At 59.7% G+C, this 21,652-nt stretch carries 20 protein-coding genes, 1 tRNA gene and 1 pseudogene; 7 read left to right on the forward strand and 15 right to left on the reverse strand.

Translation table 11 applies throughout. From position 1 onward, the window contains the following. Nucleotides 1-176: 176 nt before the first annotated feature. Nucleotides 177-1,103 carry a type I pantothenate kinase gene (coaA, locus tag FME68_RS04090; protein WP_046648333.1) on the forward strand — a complete coding sequence of 309 codons (927 nt, stop codon included), beginning with the start codon at nucleotides 177-179 and terminating at the stop codon, nucleotides 1,101-1,103. Nucleotides 1,104-1,117: 14 nt separating this feature from the next. On the opposite strand, the gene FME68_RS04095 is transcribed toward coaA, so the two are convergent. The 3 genes from FME68_RS04095 to mca are packed head-to-tail and all read right to left on the reverse strand — an operon-like array spanning nucleotide 1,118 to nucleotide 3,097. Then, nucleotides 1,118-1,888: an isoprenyl transferase gene (locus tag FME68_RS04095; protein ID WP_046648332.1), complete on the reverse strand. Its 771-nt coding sequence runs from the start codon at nucleotides 1,886-1,888 to the stop codon at nucleotides 1,118-1,120. A 21-nt stretch (nucleotides 1,889-1,909) separates the two neighbouring features. After that, nucleotides 1,910-2,203, reverse strand: a complete 294-nt coding sequence (locus FME68_RS04100; RefSeq protein WP_046648331.1) for a hypothetical protein — start codon at nucleotides 2,201-2,203, stop codon at nucleotides 1,910-1,912. Between the two features lie 3 nt (nucleotides 2,204-2,206). After that, nucleotides 2,207-3,097 carry a mycothiol conjugate amidase Mca gene (gene mca / locus FME68_RS04105; protein WP_070821832.1) on the reverse strand — a complete coding sequence of 297 codons (891 nt, stop codon included), beginning with the start codon at nucleotides 3,095-3,097 and terminating at the stop codon, nucleotides 2,207-2,209. A gap of 92 nt (nucleotides 3,098-3,189) precedes the next feature. Here mca and FME68_RS04110 point away from each other — a divergent pair, with 92 nt between their 5' ends. The 3 genes from FME68_RS04110 (at nucleotide 3,190) to FME68_RS04120 (ending at nucleotide 4,611) form a co-directional block, all read left to right on the forward strand. Beyond that, nucleotides 3,190-3,681 carry a DUF4307 domain-containing protein gene (locus FME68_RS04110; protein ID WP_158396202.1) on the forward strand — a complete coding sequence of 164 codons (492 nt, stop codon included), beginning with the start codon at nucleotides 3,190-3,192 and terminating at the stop codon, nucleotides 3,679-3,681. Between the two features lie 117 nt (nucleotides 3,682-3,798). Further along, nucleotides 3,799-4,320, forward strand: a complete 522-nt coding sequence (gene greA, locus FME68_RS04115) for a transcription elongation factor GreA (protein WP_046648329.1) — start codon at nucleotides 3,799-3,801, stop codon at nucleotides 4,318-4,320. A 48-nt stretch (nucleotides 4,321-4,368) separates the two neighbouring features. Beyond that, the gene (locus FME68_RS04120; RefSeq protein ID WP_046648328.1) at nucleotides 4,369-4,611 is read left to right on the forward strand and encodes a hypothetical protein; all 243 of its coding nucleotides are present in this window, start codon (nucleotides 4,369-4,371) and stop codon (nucleotides 4,609-4,611) included. A gap of 96 nt (nucleotides 4,612-4,707) precedes the next feature. Here FME68_RS04120 and FME68_RS04125 read toward each other — a convergent pair whose 3' ends face one another. The 3 genes from FME68_RS04125 to FME68_RS04135 all read right to left on the reverse strand — a co-directional run bounded on the left by FME68_RS04125 (nucleotide 4,708) and on the right by FME68_RS04135 (nucleotide 8,933). Next, entirely contained in the window at nucleotides 4,708-6,426 is a 1,719-nt protein-coding gene (locus tag FME68_RS04125; protein WP_232760902.1) for a hypothetical protein, read from the reverse strand. Nucleotides 6,427-6,607: 181 nt separating this feature from the next. Next, nucleotides 6,608-7,279 carry a DUF3558 family protein gene (locus FME68_RS13435; RefSeq protein WP_083312704.1) on the reverse strand — a complete coding sequence of 224 codons (672 nt, stop codon included), beginning with the start codon at nucleotides 7,277-7,279 and terminating at the stop codon, nucleotides 6,608-6,610. A gap of 853 nt (nucleotides 7,280-8,132) precedes the next feature. Beyond that, nucleotides 8,133-8,933: a Bax inhibitor-1/YccA family protein gene (locus FME68_RS04135; RefSeq protein WP_070679983.1), complete on the reverse strand. Its 801-nt coding sequence runs from the start codon at nucleotides 8,931-8,933 to the stop codon at nucleotides 8,133-8,135. 538 nt (nucleotides 8,934-9,471) lie between these two features. On the opposite strand from FME68_RS04135, the gene FME68_RS04140 reads away from it, so the two are divergent. Continuing rightward, on the forward strand, nucleotides 9,472-9,831 hold the full coding sequence (locus FME68_RS04140; protein ID WP_158396206.1) for a hypothetical protein: 360 nt from the start codon (nucleotides 9,472-9,474) through the stop codon (nucleotides 9,829-9,831). Nucleotides 9,832-10,018: 187 nt separating this feature from the next. On the opposite strand, the gene FME68_RS04145 is transcribed toward FME68_RS04140, so the two are convergent. The 6 genes and pseudogenes from FME68_RS04145 to FME68_RS04170 form a co-directional block, all read right to left on the reverse strand. Beyond that, a tRNA-Leu gene (locus FME68_RS04145) sits at nucleotides 10,019-10,095 on the reverse strand. 105 nt (nucleotides 10,096-10,200) lie between these two features. Next, the gene (locus FME68_RS04150; protein WP_158396208.1) at nucleotides 10,201-11,154 is read right to left on the reverse strand and encodes a Ppx/GppA phosphatase family protein; all 954 of its coding nucleotides are present in this window, start codon (nucleotides 11,152-11,154) and stop codon (nucleotides 10,201-10,203) included. A gap of 16 nt (nucleotides 11,155-11,170) precedes the next feature. After that, nucleotides 11,171-11,717, reverse strand: a pseudogene (locus tag FME68_RS04155) (DUF501 domain-containing protein). 34 nt (nucleotides 11,718-11,751) lie between these two features. Next, nucleotides 11,752-12,303: a septum formation initiator family protein gene (locus tag FME68_RS04160; protein WP_158396210.1), complete on the reverse strand. Its 552-nt coding sequence runs from the start codon at nucleotides 12,301-12,303 to the stop codon at nucleotides 11,752-11,754. A 182-nt stretch (nucleotides 12,304-12,485) separates the two neighbouring features. After that, nucleotides 12,486-13,763 (reverse strand): phosphopyruvate hydratase, encoded by a 1,278-nt coding sequence (gene eno, locus FME68_RS04165; protein ID WP_049155525.1) that lies wholly within the window; start codon nucleotides 13,761-13,763, stop codon nucleotides 12,486-12,488. A gap of 143 nt (nucleotides 13,764-13,906) precedes the next feature. After that, complete coding sequence (locus FME68_RS04170) at nucleotides 13,907-14,698, reverse strand: lytic transglycosylase domain-containing protein (RefSeq protein WP_158396212.1); 792 nt, start codon at nucleotides 14,696-14,698, stop codon at nucleotides 13,907-13,909. A 223-nt stretch (nucleotides 14,699-14,921) separates the two neighbouring features. Here FME68_RS04170 and FME68_RS04175 point away from each other — a divergent pair, with 223 nt between their 5' ends. Then, entirely contained in the window at nucleotides 14,922-15,344 is a 423-nt protein-coding gene (locus FME68_RS04175; RefSeq protein WP_158396214.1) for a hypothetical protein, read from the forward strand. On the opposite strand, the gene FME68_RS04180 is transcribed toward FME68_RS04175, so the two are convergent. After that, nucleotides 15,341-15,955, reverse strand: a complete 615-nt coding sequence (locus tag FME68_RS04180) for a MazG nucleotide pyrophosphohydrolase domain-containing protein (protein ID WP_070754590.1) — start codon at nucleotides 15,953-15,955, stop codon at nucleotides 15,341-15,343. The two genes, FME68_RS04175 and FME68_RS04180, sit on opposite strands and share 4 nt — an antisense overlap. Before the next feature lie 81 nt (nucleotides 15,956-16,036). On the opposite strand from FME68_RS04180, the gene FME68_RS04185 reads away from it, so the two are divergent. Beyond that, nucleotides 16,037-17,524 carry an amino acid permease gene (locus tag FME68_RS04185; RefSeq protein ID WP_070754591.1) on the forward strand — a complete coding sequence of 496 codons (1,488 nt, stop codon included), beginning with the start codon at nucleotides 16,037-16,039 and terminating at the stop codon, nucleotides 17,522-17,524. Here the strand turns inward: FME68_RS04185 and FME68_RS04190 are convergent. After that, nucleotides 17,521-18,003, reverse strand: coding sequence for a hypothetical protein (locus FME68_RS04190; protein WP_158396216.1), 483 nt, complete (start codon nucleotides 18,001-18,003; stop codon nucleotides 17,521-17,523). The two genes, FME68_RS04185 and FME68_RS04190, sit on opposite strands and share 4 nt — an antisense overlap. After that, nucleotides 18,003-21,641 carry a transcription-repair coupling factor gene (gene mfd, locus FME68_RS04195; protein WP_158396457.1) on the reverse strand — a complete coding sequence of 1,213 codons (3,639 nt, stop codon included), beginning with the start codon at nucleotides 21,639-21,641 and terminating at the stop codon, nucleotides 18,003-18,005. The genes FME68_RS04190 and mfd overlap by 1 nt, the downstream gene beginning before the upstream one ends. Nucleotides 21,642-21,652 lie beyond the last annotated feature (11 nt).

Consider the following 21,652-nt stretch of genomic DNA (forward strand, 5'->3'; position numbering starts at 1 on the left):
AAGATAGCCAGCGGCGCCCGCTCGCAGCAACAAACCAACCCACCCTGGCTTTAATGAAATCGCCGAAGCTAGTTCTCACATCCCTAACGCCCCCTATCCCCCGCGCGGGGCCTCTAAGAATCTTTTCATTCGGGGCAATTGCACGAGGCGCCGGATGCAGTGCGACAATAGTCGGCATGGCGCGAATGACCGATGCGAGCCCGTACCTCGATTTTGACCGCGATACGTGGCGTGCCCTGCGTAAATCCATGCCACAGGTGTTGACGGCCACCGAGGTGGAAAAACTCCGTGGTATTGGTGACCGCATCGATCTCACCGAGGTGGCGGAAGTCTATCTGCCGCTATCCCGTCTCATTCACATGCAGGTGGAGGCCCGCCAGAAACTCACCGCCGCCACCGAGGCCTTTTTGGGTAACCCACCGACGCACGTGCCTTTCGTCATCGGCGTCGCCGGCTCCGTCGCCGTGGGCAAATCGACGACGGCGCGCTTGCTCCAAGTGCTCTTGGAACGCTGGGATTCCCACCCGAAGGTCGACCTCGTCACCACCGATGGTTTCCTCTACCCCACCGCCTATCTCAAAGAGCACGGGCTAATGCAGCGCAAGGGCTATCCGGAGTCTTATGACCGCCGCGCGCTCATGCGATTTGTTACCGACGTTAAATCCGGCAAACCACTGGTTACCGCACCGCTGTATTCGCACGTGTCCTATGACATCGTCCCCGATGAATTCCAAGAGGTCCGGCAACCGGACATCCTCATCCTGGAAGGCCTCAACGTCCTGCAGACCGGGCCAACCCTCATGGTGTCGGATCTCTTTGACTTCTCTGTCTACGTCGATGCCCGCGTGGACGACATTGAGAAGTGGTACATCGACCGCTTCCTCAAGCTCCGGCACACTGCCTTCCGCGAGCCGGGCGCGCACTTCGCTTCCTTCGCGGACATGACGGATGAGGAAGCCTACGCGCAGGCACGTGAGATCTGGCAGTCCATCAACCTGCCCAACCTCATTGAGAATATTTTGCCCACCCGGGTGCGCGCTTCCCTGGTTCTGCGCAAAGGCTCACACCATTTGGTGGAACAGGTCAGGATGCGCAAGCTCTAGGCGGCGTAACCCGGCTAGCGCCCAAAGCGGCGCGAGCGCTGAGAATAGTCGCGCAAGGCACGCAGGAAATCCACCCGGCGAAATGCTGGCCAGTAGGTATCCGTGAACCAAATCTCGGAATAGGCTGCCTGCCACAGAAGGAACCCGGACAGCCGCTGCTCACCGGAGGTACGGATGACGAGGTCGGGATCCGGCAACCCTTTGGTGTAGAGGTTGCCCGTGATGGCCTCTGCAGTCACGTTCTCCGCGATCTCCTCAGCGCTCAGCCCCTTGCGTGCTTCACTACGGATCAAGTTCTGTACGGCATCCACAATTTCTTGGCGCCCGCCGTAGCCCACCGCAATATTGACGATGACACCTTGGTGATCCTCGGTAGCCTCAGCCGCACTCTGCATCTTGGCTGTGACCTGTTCGGGGAGCAGATCTAAGTGCCCGACGAGACGGATCTGACAATCCAAGTCACCCTGGGAGAGGTGCGTGACGACATCCGAGATGATGTCGAAAAGCAACTGCACTTCCTGCTCGCTGCGCTTCAAGTTTTCCGTCGACAGCAAGTAGATAGTGACGACTTCAATGTCGGTGCCCTGGCACCACGAAATCATCTCACTGATCTTCCGCGCGCCTTGCCGGTGGCCGTGGCTGATATCCGTAAAGCCCGCCTCGCGCGCCCAGCGGCGATTGCCATCCGCCATGATTGCCACGTGGCGTGGTTGCGGTTTGTTTTTAATCTCACGCGTTAGGCGCGCCTCATACAGGGGGTATAGGAGCTGGCTTAGGAACTTCACGGTGGGGAAACGTCCTCTGCGTTAAAAGATGGACTTCTTGCTGTTATCGAGGATGCCGGCTTCCTTCATTGCCGCATCGACCGCCTCATCATCAAAAGGATCGATGCCATGATCCTGCGCGAACATGGTGCGGCGGCGGAAGCGCGAATAGCGGCGGTGAAAGTTCCAGCCTGCAAAAAGGACGGCCACTCCCATGAGAACGAGGATCAGCAAACCAATGGGCGAGGCCTTACCGAACTCCGGTCCCACCGGCCCGCTTTGGCTCCCTTGGGCGAGCAGGGCGACGTCATGCGCCGCGAAGTACAAAGCGTTCATACTTTAAGATTCCCCTACTTCCGGGATTCCCGCAAATAGGTCGTCCTCTGGCAGTGAGGACGAGACACGGGTCTTGGCCAACTCGAACTCCTCCGTTGGCCAATGCTCCTGCTGCACGGCGACGGGCGTAGCGAGGAAAGCACCAGCCGGATCGATTTGGGTGGCGTGCGCGCGCAGGGCGTCCTCCCGGTTTTGGAAGTAATCCGCGCACTCTACCTGCGTGGTCACGCGCGCCATGATGTCACCAAAAGCGGTGTCCCAGCGCGCCAGCATCGGCTCATAGGGGCTAATCTTTCCCTCTTCTACAAGGAGGTCGTGAAAGATCTTCATTCTCTGGTACACGAAACCGTGCGTGTAGTAGAGCTTCTGCGGCTCCCACGGCTCTCCCAATTCTGGGTGGTAGGCGGCATCGCCCGCCTTCTCCCACGCCAACATAGAAGCACGGTAGACCATGAGGTGATCCGGGTGCGGGTAGCCGCCGTTTTCGTCATAAGTAATGATGACCTGGGGGCGGAACTCCCGAATGATCTCCACGAGTTCTTGGGCCACATCATCATCTTCTTTGAGAGCAAAGCAGCCCTCAGGCAGCAGGTCCTTGATATTGGGGGCCAGCGGATCACCCGGAAGGCCTGAGTCCACGTGCCCGAGCCACCGGTGCTGTACTCCCAAGGCGGCGGCGGCCTTCGCCATTTCTTCACGACGAATACTGCCCATGTTCTCGAGGACGCCGGGACGGTCCATGGCTGGGTTGATGATGTCGCCCCGCTCACCGCCGGTGCAGGTCACGACGAGGACTTCCGCTCCCTCCGCGGCATACTTCGCGGTCGTCGCAGCACCCTTCGAGGATTCATCGTCAGGGTGCGCGTGAATAGCCAAAAGGCGCTTTGTGCTCACTGGGTGATACATCTCCCTACATCGCTTCTTTAAACAGAGGCCCAGTCTAGTGGATAGTAACTTCGTAGCGACCGTTGGATAGAATCAGACTCATGTCTGACGCCCAACCTGCTTCTCGCTCCGCACGCGCACGGTCTCGCTACGGTTCCTCGTCCTCCTCTGCTCACACGGGGAAATCCTGGACCAATCGGGCCCTAGTCCTGATTTTCCTGGGCATGCTGGTAGCGGCCGTCGTCTTTGGCGTGCAGTACGTGCGCAGCCAACAGAAAATTAACGCGGACATCTCCTATGTCACCCACGAGATTCTTTCCGACGATACCGCCCGCGTGTGGGTAGACATCACCCGCAACCGCGTGGAGGAGCCTGCCTATTGCATCGTGCAGGCTTTTGACTATTCCAAGGCAGAGGTGGGCCGCCGCGAAATTGCCGTGCCGGCTGGCGGCGAAGCCGCCCAGCGCGTCGCCGTGGACATCCCTACCAATCACCCTGCCGTCGCCGGTGGCGTCTACGGCTGCTCCGGAAATATCCCCTCCTACCTCGATATCAGCACCATGGATTCTGCGGGTGAGGCAAACGCCGAGTAAAAGCCCAGCTATGCTAGTATGTTGAGCGTTCTGAATGGGCCGCGCCACCTGCGCTTTTAGGCCCAGTCTTTAAGAAATAAAACCGTTCATCAGGAACCGTCAACGGAAGGTTGCACTATGGCTGAGCAGCAGAAGCAGTACATCACCCCGGAAACCAAGGCCAAGCTCGAGGCCGAGCTGCAGGCCCTCATCGACCACCGCCCGGTCGTCGCCGCCGAGATTAATGAGCGCCGCGAGGAAGGTGACTTGAAGGAGAACGCGGGTTACGACGCCGCCCGCGAAATGCAGGACCAGGAAGAGGCCCGCATCAAGCAGATCTCCGAGGTTCTGGCTAACTCCACCACCGAGCGCACCGCCGTCCAGGAAGGCGTTGCCCACATCGGTTCTGTCGTCCACGTCTACTACAACGGTGACAAGGAAGACCGCGAGACCTTCCTTATCGGTACCCGCGCTGCGGCCTCCGATAACAAGGATCTGGAGACCTACTCCGAGCAGTCCCCGCTGGGTGCTGCACTCCTGGGTGCTGCTGAGGGCGAAACCCGCGAGTACACCGCGCCGAACGGCAAGACCTTGTCGGTGACCGTGGTCTCCGCGGCGCCTTATGATTCCGCAAAGGCCGCAACTCCGCGCAAGTCCTAATTTATACTGCTCTTAGGTCATCGTTTTTCTGAGAAAGAGTTTTATCACATGAAGAAGTTCACTCGTTTCGCTGCCGCTGGTCTGGTTGTCTCCGCTGGACTCACCCTGGCTGCTTGCCACCCGCCGAGCGAGCAGGATTCCACTGAGAAGGTCGACACCGGTGCCACCTTCACCGGTGAGGCGCCGGGTGCTGGTGCATCCGAGTCCACCGCAGCAACGGCTGAGACTGAAGCCACGGCTGAGACTGAGGTTGCTCCGGCCGAGTACACCACTGCTCCGGTTCAGCAGTAGGCTCACCGTCAGCTTAAAGCGAAAGCGGCGTCCCGTTATTCGGGCGCCGCTTTTCGCGTTATGAGGTTATGAGAGAATATCCCTCACCCACGGCCCCTAGTTTTCTTCCCGGGCCCACTCGCCGATGACTCCGGGCAGCACCGCGGGCGCTTCACCGAGGAGATCTCGGCGGTTCGGATCGCGTTCAACCTGCGTGGTGACGGATTTGATCCTCTTTTCGCTTTCACCGCCGCGGGCTGCTCCGCCCATCATGGGCATCATCCGCATACCCGCGCCGCGGGTTTGTCCGCCGCCAGCCTTTGCGGCGCCTGCTCCCCCAGCGGCACCTACGACACTATTTGTACCGCCAGCGTTACCAATACCACCGGCGCTGCCGGCGCCGACGCCGCCAACTCCACCAGCGCCACCGATCACTCCTCCTCCGGCCATACTGCCTGCGCTTAGCGACGCCCTTCCGTCCCTCTGCAGTCCACTCCCCGCTACGGCCCCGGGAAGGCCACCGATAACCGGGTGCGTACCCGTCTGCGGTCCGCTGGGCGCAGTACCGAAGCCGCCTAGCCCCGCCGCTGCAGTCGTCGGATTCGCCGACATCTCCGGTAACCGGCCCAGCCCCCGGCCGCTGAGTCCGGCAACACCCCCAGGTAGCGCGTTGCCGCGCGCATTCGCAAGGCCAACGGCGCCAAGTCCCTGCCCACCGGCACCGCTGCCTAGGCCTCCTAGTCCACTCAGACCAGCGCCAATGTTCGGCGCACCAATCTGAGTTGCCGACGTCCCCGGAACACCAGCATGAGACGGGTTCAGTGTTCCTACGCCTGCGCTCGCGGCCGACGTGTTCACGTCCGCCGCACTAACGGGTGCCAACGAATCTCCGAAACCCAACTCGCTGAGGATCGTGCGTCCACGATCATGCAATGCGCTATGAAACTTCGCGATGTCACCAGCATCCATCCCAACGCTTTCAAGCCCCTGGATTTCACCGTCTGCAACGCCGAAGGAACCTGGCCCGACGGCGCCGCTTTCCATCGCCTCAGCAATCTGCTGCGGCCAGGCAACGCCTTCCGTGGTGTAGCGGGATCCATCACCTGCGACCGCGCCGAATTGGGTACTGACATCCCCACCACCGCTGGGTGGTGCCGCATCCATGAGCGCGTGCTGATAGGGCATGGCGGCAATAACCTGCTGTTGAAGCACGCCCTGCATATATCCCAACGCCGCCTGTTCTGCGGCCTCGCGTGCGACGGGATCTGGAATTGCTGCTACCTCGAAGGCCAAGGCGATTGCCTCTGGCTGCACATTCATCAGCTGTGCTTGGAAGCCGAACAGCTTTTGTTGCATGACCTCGGCATTGGCAATGAAGTGTGTTCCTGCCTGCGCAACTTCACGAATCTTCTGGGCCGCTCGCGTGGTGGCTTCGCTATCATTCTCCTCCTCCAACGACGCGGCCGAGTTTTCCAGCCCCGCAACGATATCGGCGACTTCTCCGCTCAAGGCTCTCCACCGCGCATTCGCTTCCGAGACATCCCAGAAACGGGTGCTGAACAAGTTGGATGCCAGTCCCATGATTGACGCACCGGTGTCAACGATGGGAACCGTAAACCCAAATGGGCTGTATCCCGGATCTGGTTGCGACACGATCGGCATCGCCTCCGCCGCGCCCCCGCCACCGGCGTCTGCGACATCCAGCCCTCTGCTGTTGAGCTCATCCTGTGATTCGAAGCCGGCAAGCTCGGTCTGGAGCGCCTCCCCGAGCCAAGAAACCTGTCCCCTAAACCCCTCCAAGGAATTACGCGCCGACCCCGGGTCGGTTGCCAGCACGCGTTGGTGGATTGCGCCGACTTCGCTTAAGCCAGTAACTGGAGAGAATCCTCCGTCAAGGGGGCTATGTGCCCGCTCCTTAGCAAGAGACAGATTTCGATCAAAGTTATGGATTGCTTCAACTTGTTGATTTAAATTTCCTTGATTAATAATCATCATTCACCCCCGAGCCCCCATCTAATTAGATGACGGCGCGTATTACCCTTTCAACGTTTTTACAGTTGCCCTTTATCGAATTAGCGCTAGACAAATTAGTCCAAGATAATGAGATTGAACCTTCGACTGTCTCCACATACCCCGTACACGTTGCATTCGCGATAAGCGATTCTTCAACCAAGTAGATTACTTCTCCGCCTCCTAGCTCAGCCTCGGTTCCATTAGGAAAAGCGGATCGAATCTCAGTAACCGAGTAATCCCTAGATTCTATGCTCACACTGGCTTTGCTTCCATCACGTTCCAGGGCCTCAAAACGACAAGATCGAAAACCAGTCTCCCGATTGATTTCACCCGTGAAAAGTAGTCCCAAATTTCTAAAAGCAGATTGAGCCTCCGCGGTACATGGATCAAACACCTGGAAGCCAGGCTCCGTACGATCAAATTCACCAAGTGGCGGTAGTACCCCACCGCCCGCACGAGACTCACTGCTTGAAGCTTGAGACTCTCGCACCTTCGTGGCGGTGGCTTCAGCGACCCCCGAGTCCACTGAGCCACCGCCGGACATGTCGCCAGAAAAGTTGCTAAAGCCCCCCGAGTTATTACCATTGTCGCGAGCACTAAGGCCCAGCGGAGCTGCGCAGTTTGAAAGCACCCCTATACAAACCGCCACCAACGCAAGGCCCCCGATTCGCTTCATGGTTTCCCTTCAACCAACTTTTCTGACTATCAGAAGCCTCTCGCCAGAGCCAAGCTCAGCGAACGGCTTCTGCGACCAGAATGCACGAGAATGCGCAATATGTCGCGCCAACCCCACATAGCCCATTTTCAATGGGTTGCAAATAATGATGTATTAGATGCGAGTAATAAAAGGTTCATAAATAGGTGCTGGTCGTCGCCTGTAAGAATTGTGGGTGCGCGCCGTGAGACTCTTGTGCCTGCGCTGCCGATTATGACCATGCAGGTGCCCCCTAATTACAACACTGTTAACATTCGTTCGTCGTTTTTCACCCTGCAGGCACGACCCCATCGCGTGTTTCGGAAGTATGGACCAGATTCATCCTCACAGCAGTTCACAAAACCACCTATGACCTTGCATAAATTCCGCAGAGTAGGGTGACAAGCAATCGCAGAAAGTGATTCCAGGTCACACTCCATACCGCTGTCAAAGGTCACTCCGGAACACCGTGGACGGGATTCTTCATCCGTTTTTTGACTTGGGCGATCGAACATTTCTCCCAAGACAACGGTATCTTCTCGCCGATTTGCACTTTTTGCAAGGCTCGTTTCTTTCCTCTTCACGCCCCGCCGTATGTGGTGAGAAATTGCCAATTGAGGCACACAAATAATCGCAAGACCCCTGGCACACATGTACTAACAATGGGGAAGGCACTCTTCTCATGCCTAGGACATCGGCACCTATCGCGCAGCACTGAGCTCCTTGCTTCCCCACGGGGGTTGTAGTTGCAAGCGAACCGGACATAGAAAACCGGCGGCCGGCACCCACAAGTGATTGTGGTGCCGGCCGCCGGTTCTTAAAGGCGGTACCGAGGCTAGTCCCTGAAGTAGCTCAGCAGACGGAGAATCTCGGTGTAGAGCCAGACCAGGGTCACGGCCAAGCCGAGAGCGATGCCCCAAGCATACTGAGCCGGAGCGCCCTGGCGGATGAGACGGTCAGCCTGATCGAAGTCCGTCATGAAGGACAGGGAGGCCAGAACGATACAGACCAAGGAGAAGATGATGGCAAGCATGCCGCCATCACGCAGCGGGTTAAAGCCGAAGAAGATAGCTCCCAGTAAGTTGCCCAGCGCCATCACAGCCACGCCGGCGATGAGGCCGAACATGATCTTGTTGAACTTCGGGGTGACCTTGACTGCACCGGTCTTGTAGACCATCAGCATGCCGATAAATACGCCAACGGTGCCCATGATGGCCTGGCCGATAAGCGCCATACCATCGGAGTTACCGAAGGATACGCCGGCAAACATGAGCGAGAATCCGCCCACGAAAAGGCCTTCAAACACTGCGTAGATTAACGTCACCGCAGCAGATCCGAACTTCTTACCAAACGTTGAGACCAGAACAGTAACGAAACCGCCCAGCGCACCAACCAAGGTAAGAATCATTGAGATGCCCGGGTTGATCAACTCACCAATAGCGAAGTTGAGCACGGCCATAACGATAATGACGCCCAAGGTGATGCCAGTCTTGGTCACGACATCATCAACCGTCAGCGGACGCTCGGCGCTACGGTTTCCCTGGTTAAACGGATTGTCGCTCTGACCGTAGGGGTTAACCTGGGTCTGGCTTTGGCTGGACGAGAGGGAACTCATCACGGGGTTACTAGAACGCACGCGAATCCCGATTCCTTTCACAGTCTTTCTCTAAAAGCAGCCCCGGAGGGGGTGCCGTGTTTGTCATTTCACTGGGATCAACGTGCCCCATTGCTAGGAAGTTCCCAAAAATCCCAAAATTCGCAAAATTGTCCACACGTGTCAACGAAACGTCGGGAAGCACCGCTGCGCTGAGGTAGCACACTGTGTCCTTGGCTAAGGATTGTGAGGTCTTCTCCCCGCTCCTCGTCCAAGTACGCTGCGCAGAGGCTAGGGTTCTTTTCATTCACTATCACTTCAATGGAAGGCGGCAAGCAGCATGAAGAAATTTAGCCTTGCGGTTGCTGCTATTTCTTTTGCCCTCGGCAGTTGCAGCACCGCCCCTGCACCTGAACCAAGTCCAACGAGTACTAGCAGCAACGAAACTGGGGCCGACGAGGCGCCACCAAGCACAAGCCCGTCCAGTACCTCCCCCGCAGACGCTTCCAAATCCACGGAACCAGAGTCCCACGTGGAAGAGGCACAACCTGACCCAGAACTTCCCGCATCCGACGCTCCTGTGGCAGTAGAACAAGTACCCGCGGAACCCACTGTCGTGGAATGCCTCGAAGGGATCCCCGGCACTGCCCGCTGGTCAGATGGCACAGTCTCCTACTCCCAATGGTGTTTCGACACCCGAGGCGGCGAGCAGTACCTCGAAAATGAGCGCCAGGCCGGACTAGAAGAAACTGAGGAATGCGTCGGCCCGGCGGCAACATGTGGATACGGCACTGCAGATAATGGCGCCCGTAACCCAACCTCGGGCGAAATCCAGACTTACCACGGCTGCCAAGACGGATACATTGATGACCCAGACCTGTGCTCCGCAGTAGAAGATATAGTCCGAGCTGCCGACCCAGACGGCTCCATCTATCAGTAGACAAAACCCGCATCACAACAACCGATCCCGACGCTGAAAGCACGGCCCGAATGCAGGGGCGGTACCGCTAGGGGCTTGTGAGTCAGAGACACAGTTCCAGCAAAACTGTGTTGTCTAGCGATTTTTTAGAGGGTTTTTAGAGGGTTTTCGCTTTTTGCTCCAATTTTTCCAGCATTTCCGCTGGTCATGGTGCCCCCAGTGGGACTCGAACCCACACTGAATCGATTTTAAGTCGACTGCCTCTGCCGATTGGGCTATGGGGGCCAAACCGTGCCCACTTATCTTAGGGCACGGGTAGACACATGCCGAAAATAGGGTCGGCATCCGCAAAACTGTGCCGGTCCGTGGGACGGTGCCGGCTTAGTTAGCTTAGTTCGCGACGAGGCCGCTAATGATGCCATCGAGGATGTCCTTCTCACTGATGAAGAAGGAACGGGCATCACTGTTGCGCTCAATCATCGTCATGATGCCCTCCACGGCCACGCAGCCGCCGCCGATGACATCGGCGCGGCCCGGGTGGATGACGGGGTTGAGGGTCCTCACGTCCGAGGACAAACCAATCATCTGTCGGGTGAGCACCCGCAGGGCGTCGAAGCGCAGCTCGGATCCGTGGATGGAGTCAGCATCGTAGCGTTCCATGCCCTGTGCCAACGCCGAGAGCGTCGTGAAAGTACCAGCGCAGCCGACAAAGGTTTGGGCCTTGTCTATGGGCACGATCTTTTCCACTTCCGCCATGCGTTCAGCGACGTAATCAGTAGCGATCTCTATTTCTGCTTCGGTAGGCGGATCGTTGCGCATCATGCGCTCAGTGAGCCGCACGCAGCCCATCTGAGCAGAGTGGGAGCCGAGAATCTCGCCGTCGATTGTCCCGACGACGAATTCCGTCGAACCGCCTCCCAAGTCGATGACGCAGTAGGGTCCCTTCTCAGAGCGCAGGTCCCCCACCGCACCGGTGAAGGACAGCAGTGCTTCCTCCTCCCCGGAAATGATCTCCGCGCGGGCACCCGGCTGGACCTGACCAAGAAGCTCCTCGGTCATATCGAAGAACTCGCGGTGGTTTTTGGCATCACGCGTTGCCGAGGTTGCCACCATCCGCACGCGCTCAACCTTCTCAAATTTCATCTGCTTGACGTATTCTTCGAGGGCTGCACGAGTCCGCGCGAGTGCCTCTGGCTCGAATTCACCGGTGGCGTCGACGCCTTGTCCGAGGCGGACGATCTCCATCGTGCGGGAGATATCCCGAATCTTGCCATCCTCTTGGATCTCACTGATGAGCAGGCGGATGGAGTTGGTTCCGCAGTCGACAGCAGCGACGCGAGTCATAAGGCTAGCCTTTCTCTTAACCGGCGTTAGAAAAATCAAACTGGGTCATATCAATGCCCAGGTCCCCCACGGTGGGCCAATCCTCCGGGATGGCGCTTCCCCGGAGTTTACCGTGTTCTGCAGCCATCGCGACGGCCTCGGTGCCAAAGCGGACCGCCCGGGCCTTCTGCCAAGGCATAAGCAATAAGCACGTGGAGGCACTTAACGCGCTCAGGCATGCCGCCACCGGAAAAATCAGTGCCCAAATCCTCCATGGCATTGCGGGTTTCCAGGTAGTGTTCATGCGCTGCCTGGTAGTCCTTCTGCAAGTCCTCATCCGCCGCGAGACGCTGCTCCATCCATTTCATGACGTGGGCAACTTCAAGGCGCGACGCCTCAGCGGTCAGGCGCGGATCAGTGAGGTAATAGAGGGTAGGAAACGGAGTGCCGTCGGGAAGCTTAGGCGCGGTCTTAATCACGGCAGGGGCTCCGTCGGGGGTGCGGTAAGCAATGTCCACGACGCCGCGCGGGGTGCGGCCCAATTGTTCGCGGACGACTTCAAGATCAGCATCGGTCACGGTCATAGGAACCATTGTGACACGGAGGCGCGGGTGCGTCCTATTCAGCAGGAGCTTCGACTGAGTCTTCCGGCGGGTTCTCCGCTTCCGGTGGGGTTTCAGTGTCCGGTGGGGTCTCAGCATCCTGTGACACCGAATCCCACAGCACCGTGTACCACGCGCGCTCGTCGACGTCCTCGCGGCGTTCCGAGGTCACCGTTTCGCCTGAGTCCATCCGCGGATCCATGATGCGGAACGCGGTTTCTCCTTCATCCATCACACCGAAGCGGCGGCGTGCTTCTTGTTTGACGTATTCCTCCGAACGGTATTTATCAATCTCGGTGAGGAGGTTTTCTTTCTGCTCCTGTTTGGCGGCGATGGAGCTTTCCAGGCGCGCTATCTCCGACTGGCCGTGGTAGTAATTGCGCAGCGGAACGGCAATGGATAAGAGGACTACGAGCACGACGGCGATAATGACGCCCACACCCAGAATGTCGAGCCCCTTAGGCTGGGCCGGGCTCTTCTTCGGCTTGGTGCGCTGCGCGTCGCGGGCACGCGTGTGGACCGGAACGGTGTTCCGGCGCTTCGTGCGGGAAGAAGTAGTGCGTGCCATCGGGAAGTCATTGTATCCCGCTACAGCCCAGGTGGTGCGCGGCGCGCGTCGTGTCTCAGAAATAACATGCGTCACAGCGCTATGGAGGCCACCCCGACGAAAAAAGGTGCCACAGTTTCCTGTGGCACCTTTCGCTTAGACGCTATCTCAGCGAGCGACCGGCATTCGGTCCCTCCTAGAAACTAGCCCTGGAAGCGCGGGAATGCGGAGCGGCCGGCGTAGACGGCTGCGTCGCTGAGCTCCTGCTCGATGCGCAGCAGCTGGTTGTACTTGGCCACGCGCTCAGAACGTGCCGGGGCACCGGTCTTGATCTGGCCGCAGTTGAGGGCAACCGCGAGGTCAGCAATGGTGGTGTCCTCGGTCTCGCCGGAACGGTGGGACATCATGGTGCGGTAGCCGTTGCGGTGAGCCAGCTCGACGGCGTCGAAGGTCTCGGTCAGGGTGCCGATCTGGTTAACCTTCACCAGCAGTGCGTTGGCTGCCTTCTTCTCGATGCCCTCCTGGAGGCGGGCCGGGTTGGTGACGAAGAAGTCATCGCCCACGATCTGGACCTTGTCACCGATGGCTGCGGTGAGCTTGGTGTAGCCCTCCCAGTCATCTTCCTGCAGCGGGTCCTCGATGGAGACGATCGGGTAGTTGGCAACGAGATCCTCGTAGACCTTGGCCATCTCCTCAGCGGTGTGCTCGCCGCCCTCGAAGTGGTACTTGCCATCCTTAAAGAACTCGGAAGAAGCAACGTCGAGTGCCAGGGCGATGTCCTCGCCCGGCTTCAGACCGGCCTTCTTGATTGCGTCAACGATGAGGTCGAGTGCAGCCTTGGTGGACTCGACGGACGGAGCGAAGCCGCCCTCGTCGCCCAGACCGGTGGACAGTCCCTTGTCCTTGATGACGTTCTTGAGGGCGTGGTAGACCTCGGTACCCTGACGCAGCGCCTCGGAGAAGGACTCTGCGCCGATCGGAGCAATCATGAACTCCTGGACATCCACGCCGGAGTCAGCGTGGGAGCCACCGTTGAGAATGTTCATCATCGGAACGGGCAGGACGTGAGCGTTCGGGCCACCGACGTAGCGGTAGAGCGGCAGGCCAGCAGACTCGGCAGCAGCCTTGGCAGCGGCAATGGAGACGCCCAGGATGGCGTTGGCGCCGAGGCGGGACTTGTTATCAGTGCCGTCCAACTTGATGAGGGCCTGGTCGATCAGGCGCTGGTCATCGGCCTCAAAGCCGGCAAGCTCATCAGCGATTTCTTCGTTGACGTTCTCAACTGCCTTGAGAACACCCTTGCCCAAGTAGCGGTCACCACCGTCACGCAACTCGTGAGCCTCGTGAACACCGGTGGAAGCGCCAGACGGAACGCCGGCAACACCGCGTGCTCCATCGTCGAGGAATACTTCAGCCTCAACGGTGGGGTTACCGCGGGAATCAAGAATTTCGCGTGCCATTACGTGGATGATGTCAGCCATGCTGCTTTCACTCCTATAGAGCCAAATTGATCTTGGGTTCGTGTTCTGGGAGGGGCTCCCAAACCACCTGCAGCCAATTGTTCCAGAAAACTTCGGAACGTGTCGGGCGGAAACGGACAACGTGATAAAGATCTAGAAAGGCGCTAGGACGTCGCAGGCTGTTCGATGGCATAGGAATTCGCCGCAGCAGCCACTTTACGCAGGTAATCCTCGGATTGGTTGTAATTAAGGATGGCTGAGCGCCAGCCTTCCGGCGTCGAAAGGTCTCTATCCCCGAAACACAACAAGGCAGCAGCACCCAGCGCGGCATCATCGATTTGATTGGGATCGGCTACGCCATCACCGTTGGCGTCGCGACCAAAATGCTCCCACGAAGACGGGATGAATTGCATGGGGCCTACCGCCCGATCAAACTCAGTATCGCCATCAAACACGCCGCCATCGCTGTCCGGAACGTGGGTGGTGTTGTTCGTACCGTCAAGAGGGATGCCCACGATGGGCGGCTCGGGGAAACCATTCTCATCGAGTGAAGAACGGTGGAAGATATTGCCGTTATAGGTCCCGTGACGGGTTTCCACCCAGCCAATCCCGGCGAGGGTATTCCAGCGCAGATTGCAGTTCGGCCACGACTGCCGCGCGATCAATTCGGCATTGCCATAGGCCCGCAAAGCTTGGGCGGGGATGCTGGTGGCGTCGGCAAGCTGATCAGACCACCACGTCAATTTGTCCGCGGTGCGCCCTGGCGCTTCGACATCAATATTGGGCACCTCTGCCCCACCGACGGGTGGAAGATCCTCCGGAACGGGGGACAGCTGCCGGAACGGGGAAGGCTTATCAAGGAAGGAAAGACTCCACGCCACCAGGGAAATGATCAGAATGATGGCCAAGACAATGCCGAGGCCACAGCCCCCAATCCTCCGTAGCCCCTGTGTCATAAAGGTGAATACTACAGACGGTTTCACGTGTGGGTTAGACCGACACAGAGGGCATTGCTTAGCGACGGAAGAAACCTAGCTAAGCAAAAATATTTCGGATAATTATGTCAAAGTGTTCCCACGCGTAACATTGTGCGCTACACTGCACCGATGAACGGTCCGCCGCGCCTACGCCGGTCCTGCACGTTCTTTCAACGCCCTTTCTTCAATCTCAAGGAGTTCCATGTTCATCCGTCGTATCGCTGCCACCGCTGCCACTGTTGTCACCCTGGGTGCTGTCGTGCCCGCCACCGCGTCCGCCGCGTCCTTCGAAGAGTTGGGCGGCTTCCTTTCCCAGGGCATCCAGAATGCTGACTGCAACACCCTCCGCAGCACCCTGATGCTGATCGATCAGACGACCGAGGGCGAGCTGCTCGGCCCGGACACCACCCGCAACCAGCTGTCGAAGAACCTCATGGCTCTGGGCAACTCCGAGGACCTCGGCGCGCTGGCCCTCGCCGCTGTGAAGTACTCCGGCCAGACCGCTGACCGCGCCCTCGAGTGCAAGATCGTTAAGGAAGACACCATCGTCACCGGCGGCACTGGCCTGTCCTCCACGCTCACCGACTACGCTCCCCTGCTGTCCTCCATTATCCAGAAGGGCTAGTCCTTTTCGCGGGCCTTGCCTTCGGCCCACAGGCGCTCCTGCTCCTCTACCTCCACGACGTCCTCCGTGCCGTCAAAAAGGTAGGGCGCGCGGGAGCGCATTTTGTTGACGAAGGACATGGCGACGTCATCGAGGCTAAAAGCTCCGCGGCGCGCCGCTATCTCGGCATGGAAAAGGACTTGTAAGAAAACATCACCGAGTTCCTTGAGCAGCTCGGCGTCAGAGGCGCGCTCCCGCACCGCCTCGGCGAACTCCGCGGACTCTTCCTCCAGATACGGCAGCAAGCTCTCATGGGTTTGATCGCGTTCCCACTCCCCGATGCGCCGGGCCCGCGTCATCACCTCGCGCGCCTGCCACATCGGCTCCTCTAGGGAGGGGGCAAGGATGAGCTCCGCGTGGGCGTCGATAAGCGCGCGCACCTGCGGGTGGGACGGATCTGTGCTCACCACAACACCGTGGCCTGCCGGATCCTCACCGCACAGGAGCTGGTCGAAATTCCACCGCACCTTCACCGGTACTTCATCGGTAAAAACAACAGGTCCCTGCAGTTTTCCAACGGCCTCCAGAGGGATTAGGGTGGGCCAGCGCGGATCTAACAACAGGACAGTCATAAGCAACGAGTATAGGTCCCGGGTTCCATGAGCTTTCGCTGCAGTTGCACAAAAGCCCGCCTTAAGGGGTATTTTTAACCAATGACCACTTCCAATCTCACCGAATCGCCGCGCACGCACTCCGTGACGCTGTGGACGCTTGTCGCGCTCATCATCGGTTCCACGGTGGGCGCGGGTATCTTCTCTCTCCCGCAAAACATCGCCTCCGTCGCCGGCCCGGGCGCCATGCTCATCGGCTGGCTCATCGCCGGCGTGGGCATGCTCTCCGTCGCCTTCGTCTTCCAAATCCTGGCGCACCGCAAGCCGCACCTCGACTCCGGTGTGTACTCCTATGTACGCGCCGGCTTAGGTGATTTCATCGGCTTCACCTCCGGTTGGGGCTACTGGCTGGGCTCCGTGATGGCCCAGGTCGGCTACGCCACATTGTTCTTCAACACCATCGGCCACTACGTCCCCCTCTTTGACGCCGACCACCGCTGGGTTTCCGCCATTGCGGTGTCTTTGCTGTCGTGGGGTATTTTTGCGGTGCTGGCCCGCGGTATTAAGCAGGCGGCCATCATGAACATGGTCACCTCCGTGGCCAAGATCGTGCCCATCCTGGCCTTCATCGTCATCCTCGCTTTCGTGGGATTTAGCTGGGACAAGTTCACCCTGGATATCTGGGGCAAGGCTTCTGATAAGTCCCTCTTTGAGCAGGTGCAGGGAATCATGCTCTTCACCGTGTGGGTCTTCATCGGCGTGGAGGGCGCTTCGGTCTACTCCAAGCAGGCCCGCACGCGTGCCGACGTCGGCCGCGCCACCGTCATCGGCTTCATCAGCGTCTTGGCACTGCTGGTCTCCGTGTCCACGCTGAGCTTCGGCGTCCTTACCCAGGAGGAGCTCGCAGCGCTTCCGGATAACTCGATGGCCTCCGTGCTCACCGCAGCGGTCGGTGAATGGGGCGGCGCGCTCATCTCCCTCGGCCTGTGCCTTTCCGTGCTTGGCGCCTATGTGTCTTGGCAGATGCTGTGCGCGGAGCCTATCGTCATGATGGCTGTCGATGGTCTTCTCCCCCGCAAGATCGGCACTGTGAACATCGCCGGCGCGCCCTGGGTTGCGCAGCTGATTTCTACGCTGACGATTCAGCTCTTCGTCATCGTCTTCTTCCTCAACGAGACGTCCTATAACGCGATGGTGCAGCTGGCCACCATCATGTACCTGCTGCCCTACATCTTCTCCTCGCTGTACCTGGTGCTCTTGGCGGTGCGCGGCAAGGGGCTAACCCACCCGCATGCCGGGGTGCGCTTCGACTTGTCTGGCCCGGAGGTGAGCCGCCGCGACAACCGCCGCCACCTCTACATTGGCCTCGTCGCCTTCATTTATTCCGTCTGGCTCATTTACGCCGCCGACCCGGTCTACGTGCTGCTTGGCGCGCTGGCTGTGGTCCCGAGCATGATCCCTTACGTGGCCACACGCTTACACAAGAAGGAGCGCGTGTTTAACACCTTCGAATGGTGCGTTGTGGCGCTGGTGATTGTCGGCGCTGTCGCCGCGGTGTGGGGCTTGGGCACCGGGCGCCTCGTTCTCTAGAACACCTCAGGTGCTGAGCGGTGCGAGAGCACCGCGTACGTGATGCAGCTTGCGAGCCACATGACGTGGCCGATGCCGCTGATAACGAGGAGGATGCCGCCGGTGATTGTGGCCGCTTCCTCGTTGCCAAACCACCACGTCGGTACGGTGGACGGTCCGATGTCTCCAAAATCCGGCAGGTTGGCGTTGCCCAGGATGAAGCCGATGAACACCAGGGCCATGGACACCCACGCCCACTCCAGCTTGCTCTCGTAATCACTGCGGATGAATAACGGGAGCAACCCAAGCAACACCCAGACACCAACCAGGATTACCCCAAACATCATCAACATGAAGGTGAGCCAACCACCGTTCTCGCCGCTGAACTTTATGACCAGCGAGACGGGGATGCTGATTAACGCCGCGAACATCCACACCGCCACCATGACGATCCGTTGATTCGCCCGAGGATAGCCAATGCGGTTGTTCGCGGCGTCCATTACTTCTCTCCTACGCTAATGACGTTTTTCTTAGTCTTAGCACCACTGACGTCAACGTGCTCGAGTTCAAACATCGACGCTAGGAAATCCGCCACCCATTGCAGCAGCTCAATGTCACGCAGCTTGGGGTCTGTGACATTCCGTCCTGCCTTGGGGAAGCTGAGCTGGATGGCCTTGGCCGCCGCACGATAATTCGAGCCCGGGTAAAGGCGCTTGAGGCGCACCTGCTTGGAATCCGCCAGCTCCACCGGGTGGACCTTGATGCGAGTGCCCTGCACCGTGATGTCGCTGACCCCAGCCCGGCGGGCCTGGTGGCGCAGGCGTGCTACCGCGAGCAAGCGCTCGACCGGCTCCGGAATGGGCCCGTAGCGGTCCTGCATCTCCTCCACCACGTGCGCCAGGTCCGCGTTCTCCTTGGAAGCCGCCAACTTGCGGTAGACCTCCAAGCGCAAGCGCTCGGAGTTGATGTAGGACTCCGGGATGTGGGCGTCCACCGGCAGGTCGATGCGGATTTCCTTCGGTCCTTCGTCCGTGACCACGGGGGTCTCACCGCGGGCGAGCGCCTTAAAGGTCTCCACGGCCTCGCCGACGAGGCGCACGTAGAGATCAAAGCCCACGCCGGCGATGTGGCCGGACTGCTCGGCACCCAGGACGTTGCCCGCGCCGCGCATCTCAAGGTCCTTCATGGCCACGGCCATGCCCGCACCCAGATCGTTGTTTTGGGCGATGGTGGCCAGACGGTCATAGGAGGTCTCCGTCAGTGTGGCGCCCTTCGGGTAAAGGAAGTAGGCGTAGCCGCGCTCCCGGGAGCGGCCCACGCGCCCGCGCAATTGGTGCAGCTGGGATAGACCCATGTGGTGGGCGTTTTCCACGATGAGGGTATTTGCATTAGCAATATCCAGACCGGTCTCCACGATGGTGGTACACACCAACACGTCGAATTCGCGGTCCCAGAAACCTTGGACGGTGCGTTCAAGCACGTCCTCGTTCATCTGGCCGTGCGCGACGACGATGCGCGCCTCCGGCACCAGGTCCCGCAGTTCGCGGGCCTTCTTTTCGATGTCGGCGACTTTGTTGTGGATGAAGAAAACTTGGCCGTCGCGCAGCAGCTCGCGGCGGATGGCCGCGGCCACCTGCTTATCCTCATACGCGCCCACATAAGTCAGGACCGGGTGACGGTCCTCCGGAGGCGTCAAAATCGTAGACATTTCACGGATGCCCGCCATGGACATCTCCAAGGTGCGCGGAATCGGCGTCGCGGACATGGTGAGCACGTCCACGCTGGCCTTGAGCGCCTTGATGTGCTCCTTGTGTTCCACGCCGAAGCGCTGCTCCTCATCTACCACGATGAGGCCCAAGTTCTTCCACTGCACACCGGTCTGCAGCAGGCGGTGCGTGCCGATGACGATGTCTACGGAACCATCCGCCAAACCGGCGAGAATCTCCTTGGATTCCTTGGTCGAGGTAAAGCGCGAGAGCACCTCGATATCCACCGGGAAGCCCTGCATGCGCTCGCGGAAAGTATCGGTGTGCTGCTGGGCCAGCAAAGTGGTGGGCACGAGGACCGCGACCTGCTTACCGTCCTGCACGGCCTTGAAGGCCGCGCGCACCGCAACCTCGGTCTTGCCATAGCCCACATCGCCGACGACCACGCGGTCCATCGGCACCGTGGATTCCATATCCTGCTTGACGGCATCGATGGCCAGCATTTGGTCTTCAGTCTCGACGAAGGGGAAATTATCCTCCATCTCCGCCTGCCACGGCGTATCGGGCCCAAACTGGTGGCCAGGGGCTGCCTGGCGCTTGGCATAAAGCTCCACCAGCTCACCGGCGATCTCACGCACCGCGGCGCGCGCCTTCTTCTTGGTGTTCTTCCAGTCCGAGCCGCCCATCTTGGACAGCGTCGGCGCCTCACCGCCGGTGTATTTGCTCAACAGATCCAACGAATCCATGGGCACCCACAGCTGGTCGGCCGGCTGACCGCGCTTGGACGCCGCATACTCCAACACGATGTACTCGCGGCGGGAGGTTTCATCACCGGATTGGACGGTGCGCTCGGCCATCTTGAGGAACTTGCCGATGCCATGGGTCTCATGCACCACGTAGTCGCCCTGCTTAAGTGCGAGGGGATCCACGCGGTTGCGGCGCTTTGCTGGGCGACGCTTAGCTCCCGCAATATCGCCCACGCGGTTGCCTGTCAGATCGGTTTCCGTAATAACCACGAGCGGCAGCGCCTCAGCATCCTTCAGCTTGCGCACCTTGGGGAACACCAGACCTGCATGGGACAAGGCCTGGTAGAGGGTGACCTCACCGGGGCTCGGCTCCCACCCAGGCGTCGCCACATTGGTAGGGATGCCCTTCTCCGCGAAACGCTCCACCATGCGCTTAATCGCACCCTGGGCAGGAGCAATAAACGCAGCCCGCCCACCAGCGGTGGTGTGCGCTAGAAGCTGCGCCATCATGGCATCAATCTCTGAGATATCACCGCGCGGAGTAGGACCGGGCTCAAAGTCCAGCGGCAGGGTCTCCGATTCGGCGGCGGCGAACATCCCCGGAGGGGCAAAAGTCCACAGCGGGGCCTCGATATTCCGGCACGTGGCCTCAAGCGACTCATAGGAGCGGTAACTCGACGCCGAGGTATCCAAGCCCTCGGCAGCCAGCGGACCATCCGCACCCATCGCGGCGGCCTCCCAGCCAGCAGCCAAGAACTCCGCATCGGTGGATTCCAGGTCCGCAATGCGCGTGCGGATCTTTTCCGGTGCCACGAGCACCACGTGCGTGCCCGCCGTGAGGAGTTCGGGAAGGGTGACAAAGGGGTCGTCGGCTAGCACGGCAAGCAACGCCTCCATACCGTCGGCCGGGATGTGCTCGCCTACCTTGGTCAGCAGTTCTGCCAGCGCCGCATTCCCGCCAAACTTCTGAGCCAGCTCACGGGCGCGTGCGGCAACCTCATTAGTAATCGGCAGCTCGCGGGCGGGATAGATGGCGACCTCGCCGACCTCAATCTCCGGGATGGCGCGCTGATCCGCCACGGAGAACTGGCGGATATCGGTAATCTCATCGCCCCAGAACTCCACACGCACCGGGTAGTCCGAGGTGGTGGGGAAAACATCGAGGATGCCGCCGCGCGTGGCGTACTCGCCGCGCTTGGCCACCATATCCACGTGCTTGTAGGCGCGAAACTCCAGCTCCGAAAGGATATGTGAGAGCTCGTGCTCATCCTCTTCCTTGAGGAAGATGGGCTCCCGGCCCTCCACCTTGCTCAGGATGGGCTGGCAATACCCGCGGGCAGAGGTCACCACCACTTTGGCTTTGCCCGCCCCCACTAGGTCGAGCACACGCGCGCGCTTGCCGACGATATCCGGGGCCGGCGACAGCCGCTCATGCGGCAACGTCTCCCACGCCGGGAAGTAGACGACCTTATCCCCCAGCATGGCTGCCAGCTCCGCGGTGAGGTCCTCGGCCTCACGCCCGGATGCAGTCACCACCAGCACCGGCGCTTGGTGCGCCAGCGTTCCAATGGCCCAGGGGCGGGCCTGGTCGATGCCCGTGATGTGCAGCGACGGTGTGCCCACTTGGGTAGCGAGACCTTTGAGTTTCGGATCTGAGGCGGCTACCTTGAGCAGTCCGCCCAGCATCGGCGTTGCCA

The sequence above is a fragment of the Corynebacterium hiratae genome, from assembly GCF_009708045.1.
Taxonomy (GTDB): domain Bacteria; phylum Actinomycetota; class Actinomycetes; order Mycobacteriales; family Mycobacteriaceae; genus Corynebacterium; species Corynebacterium hiratae.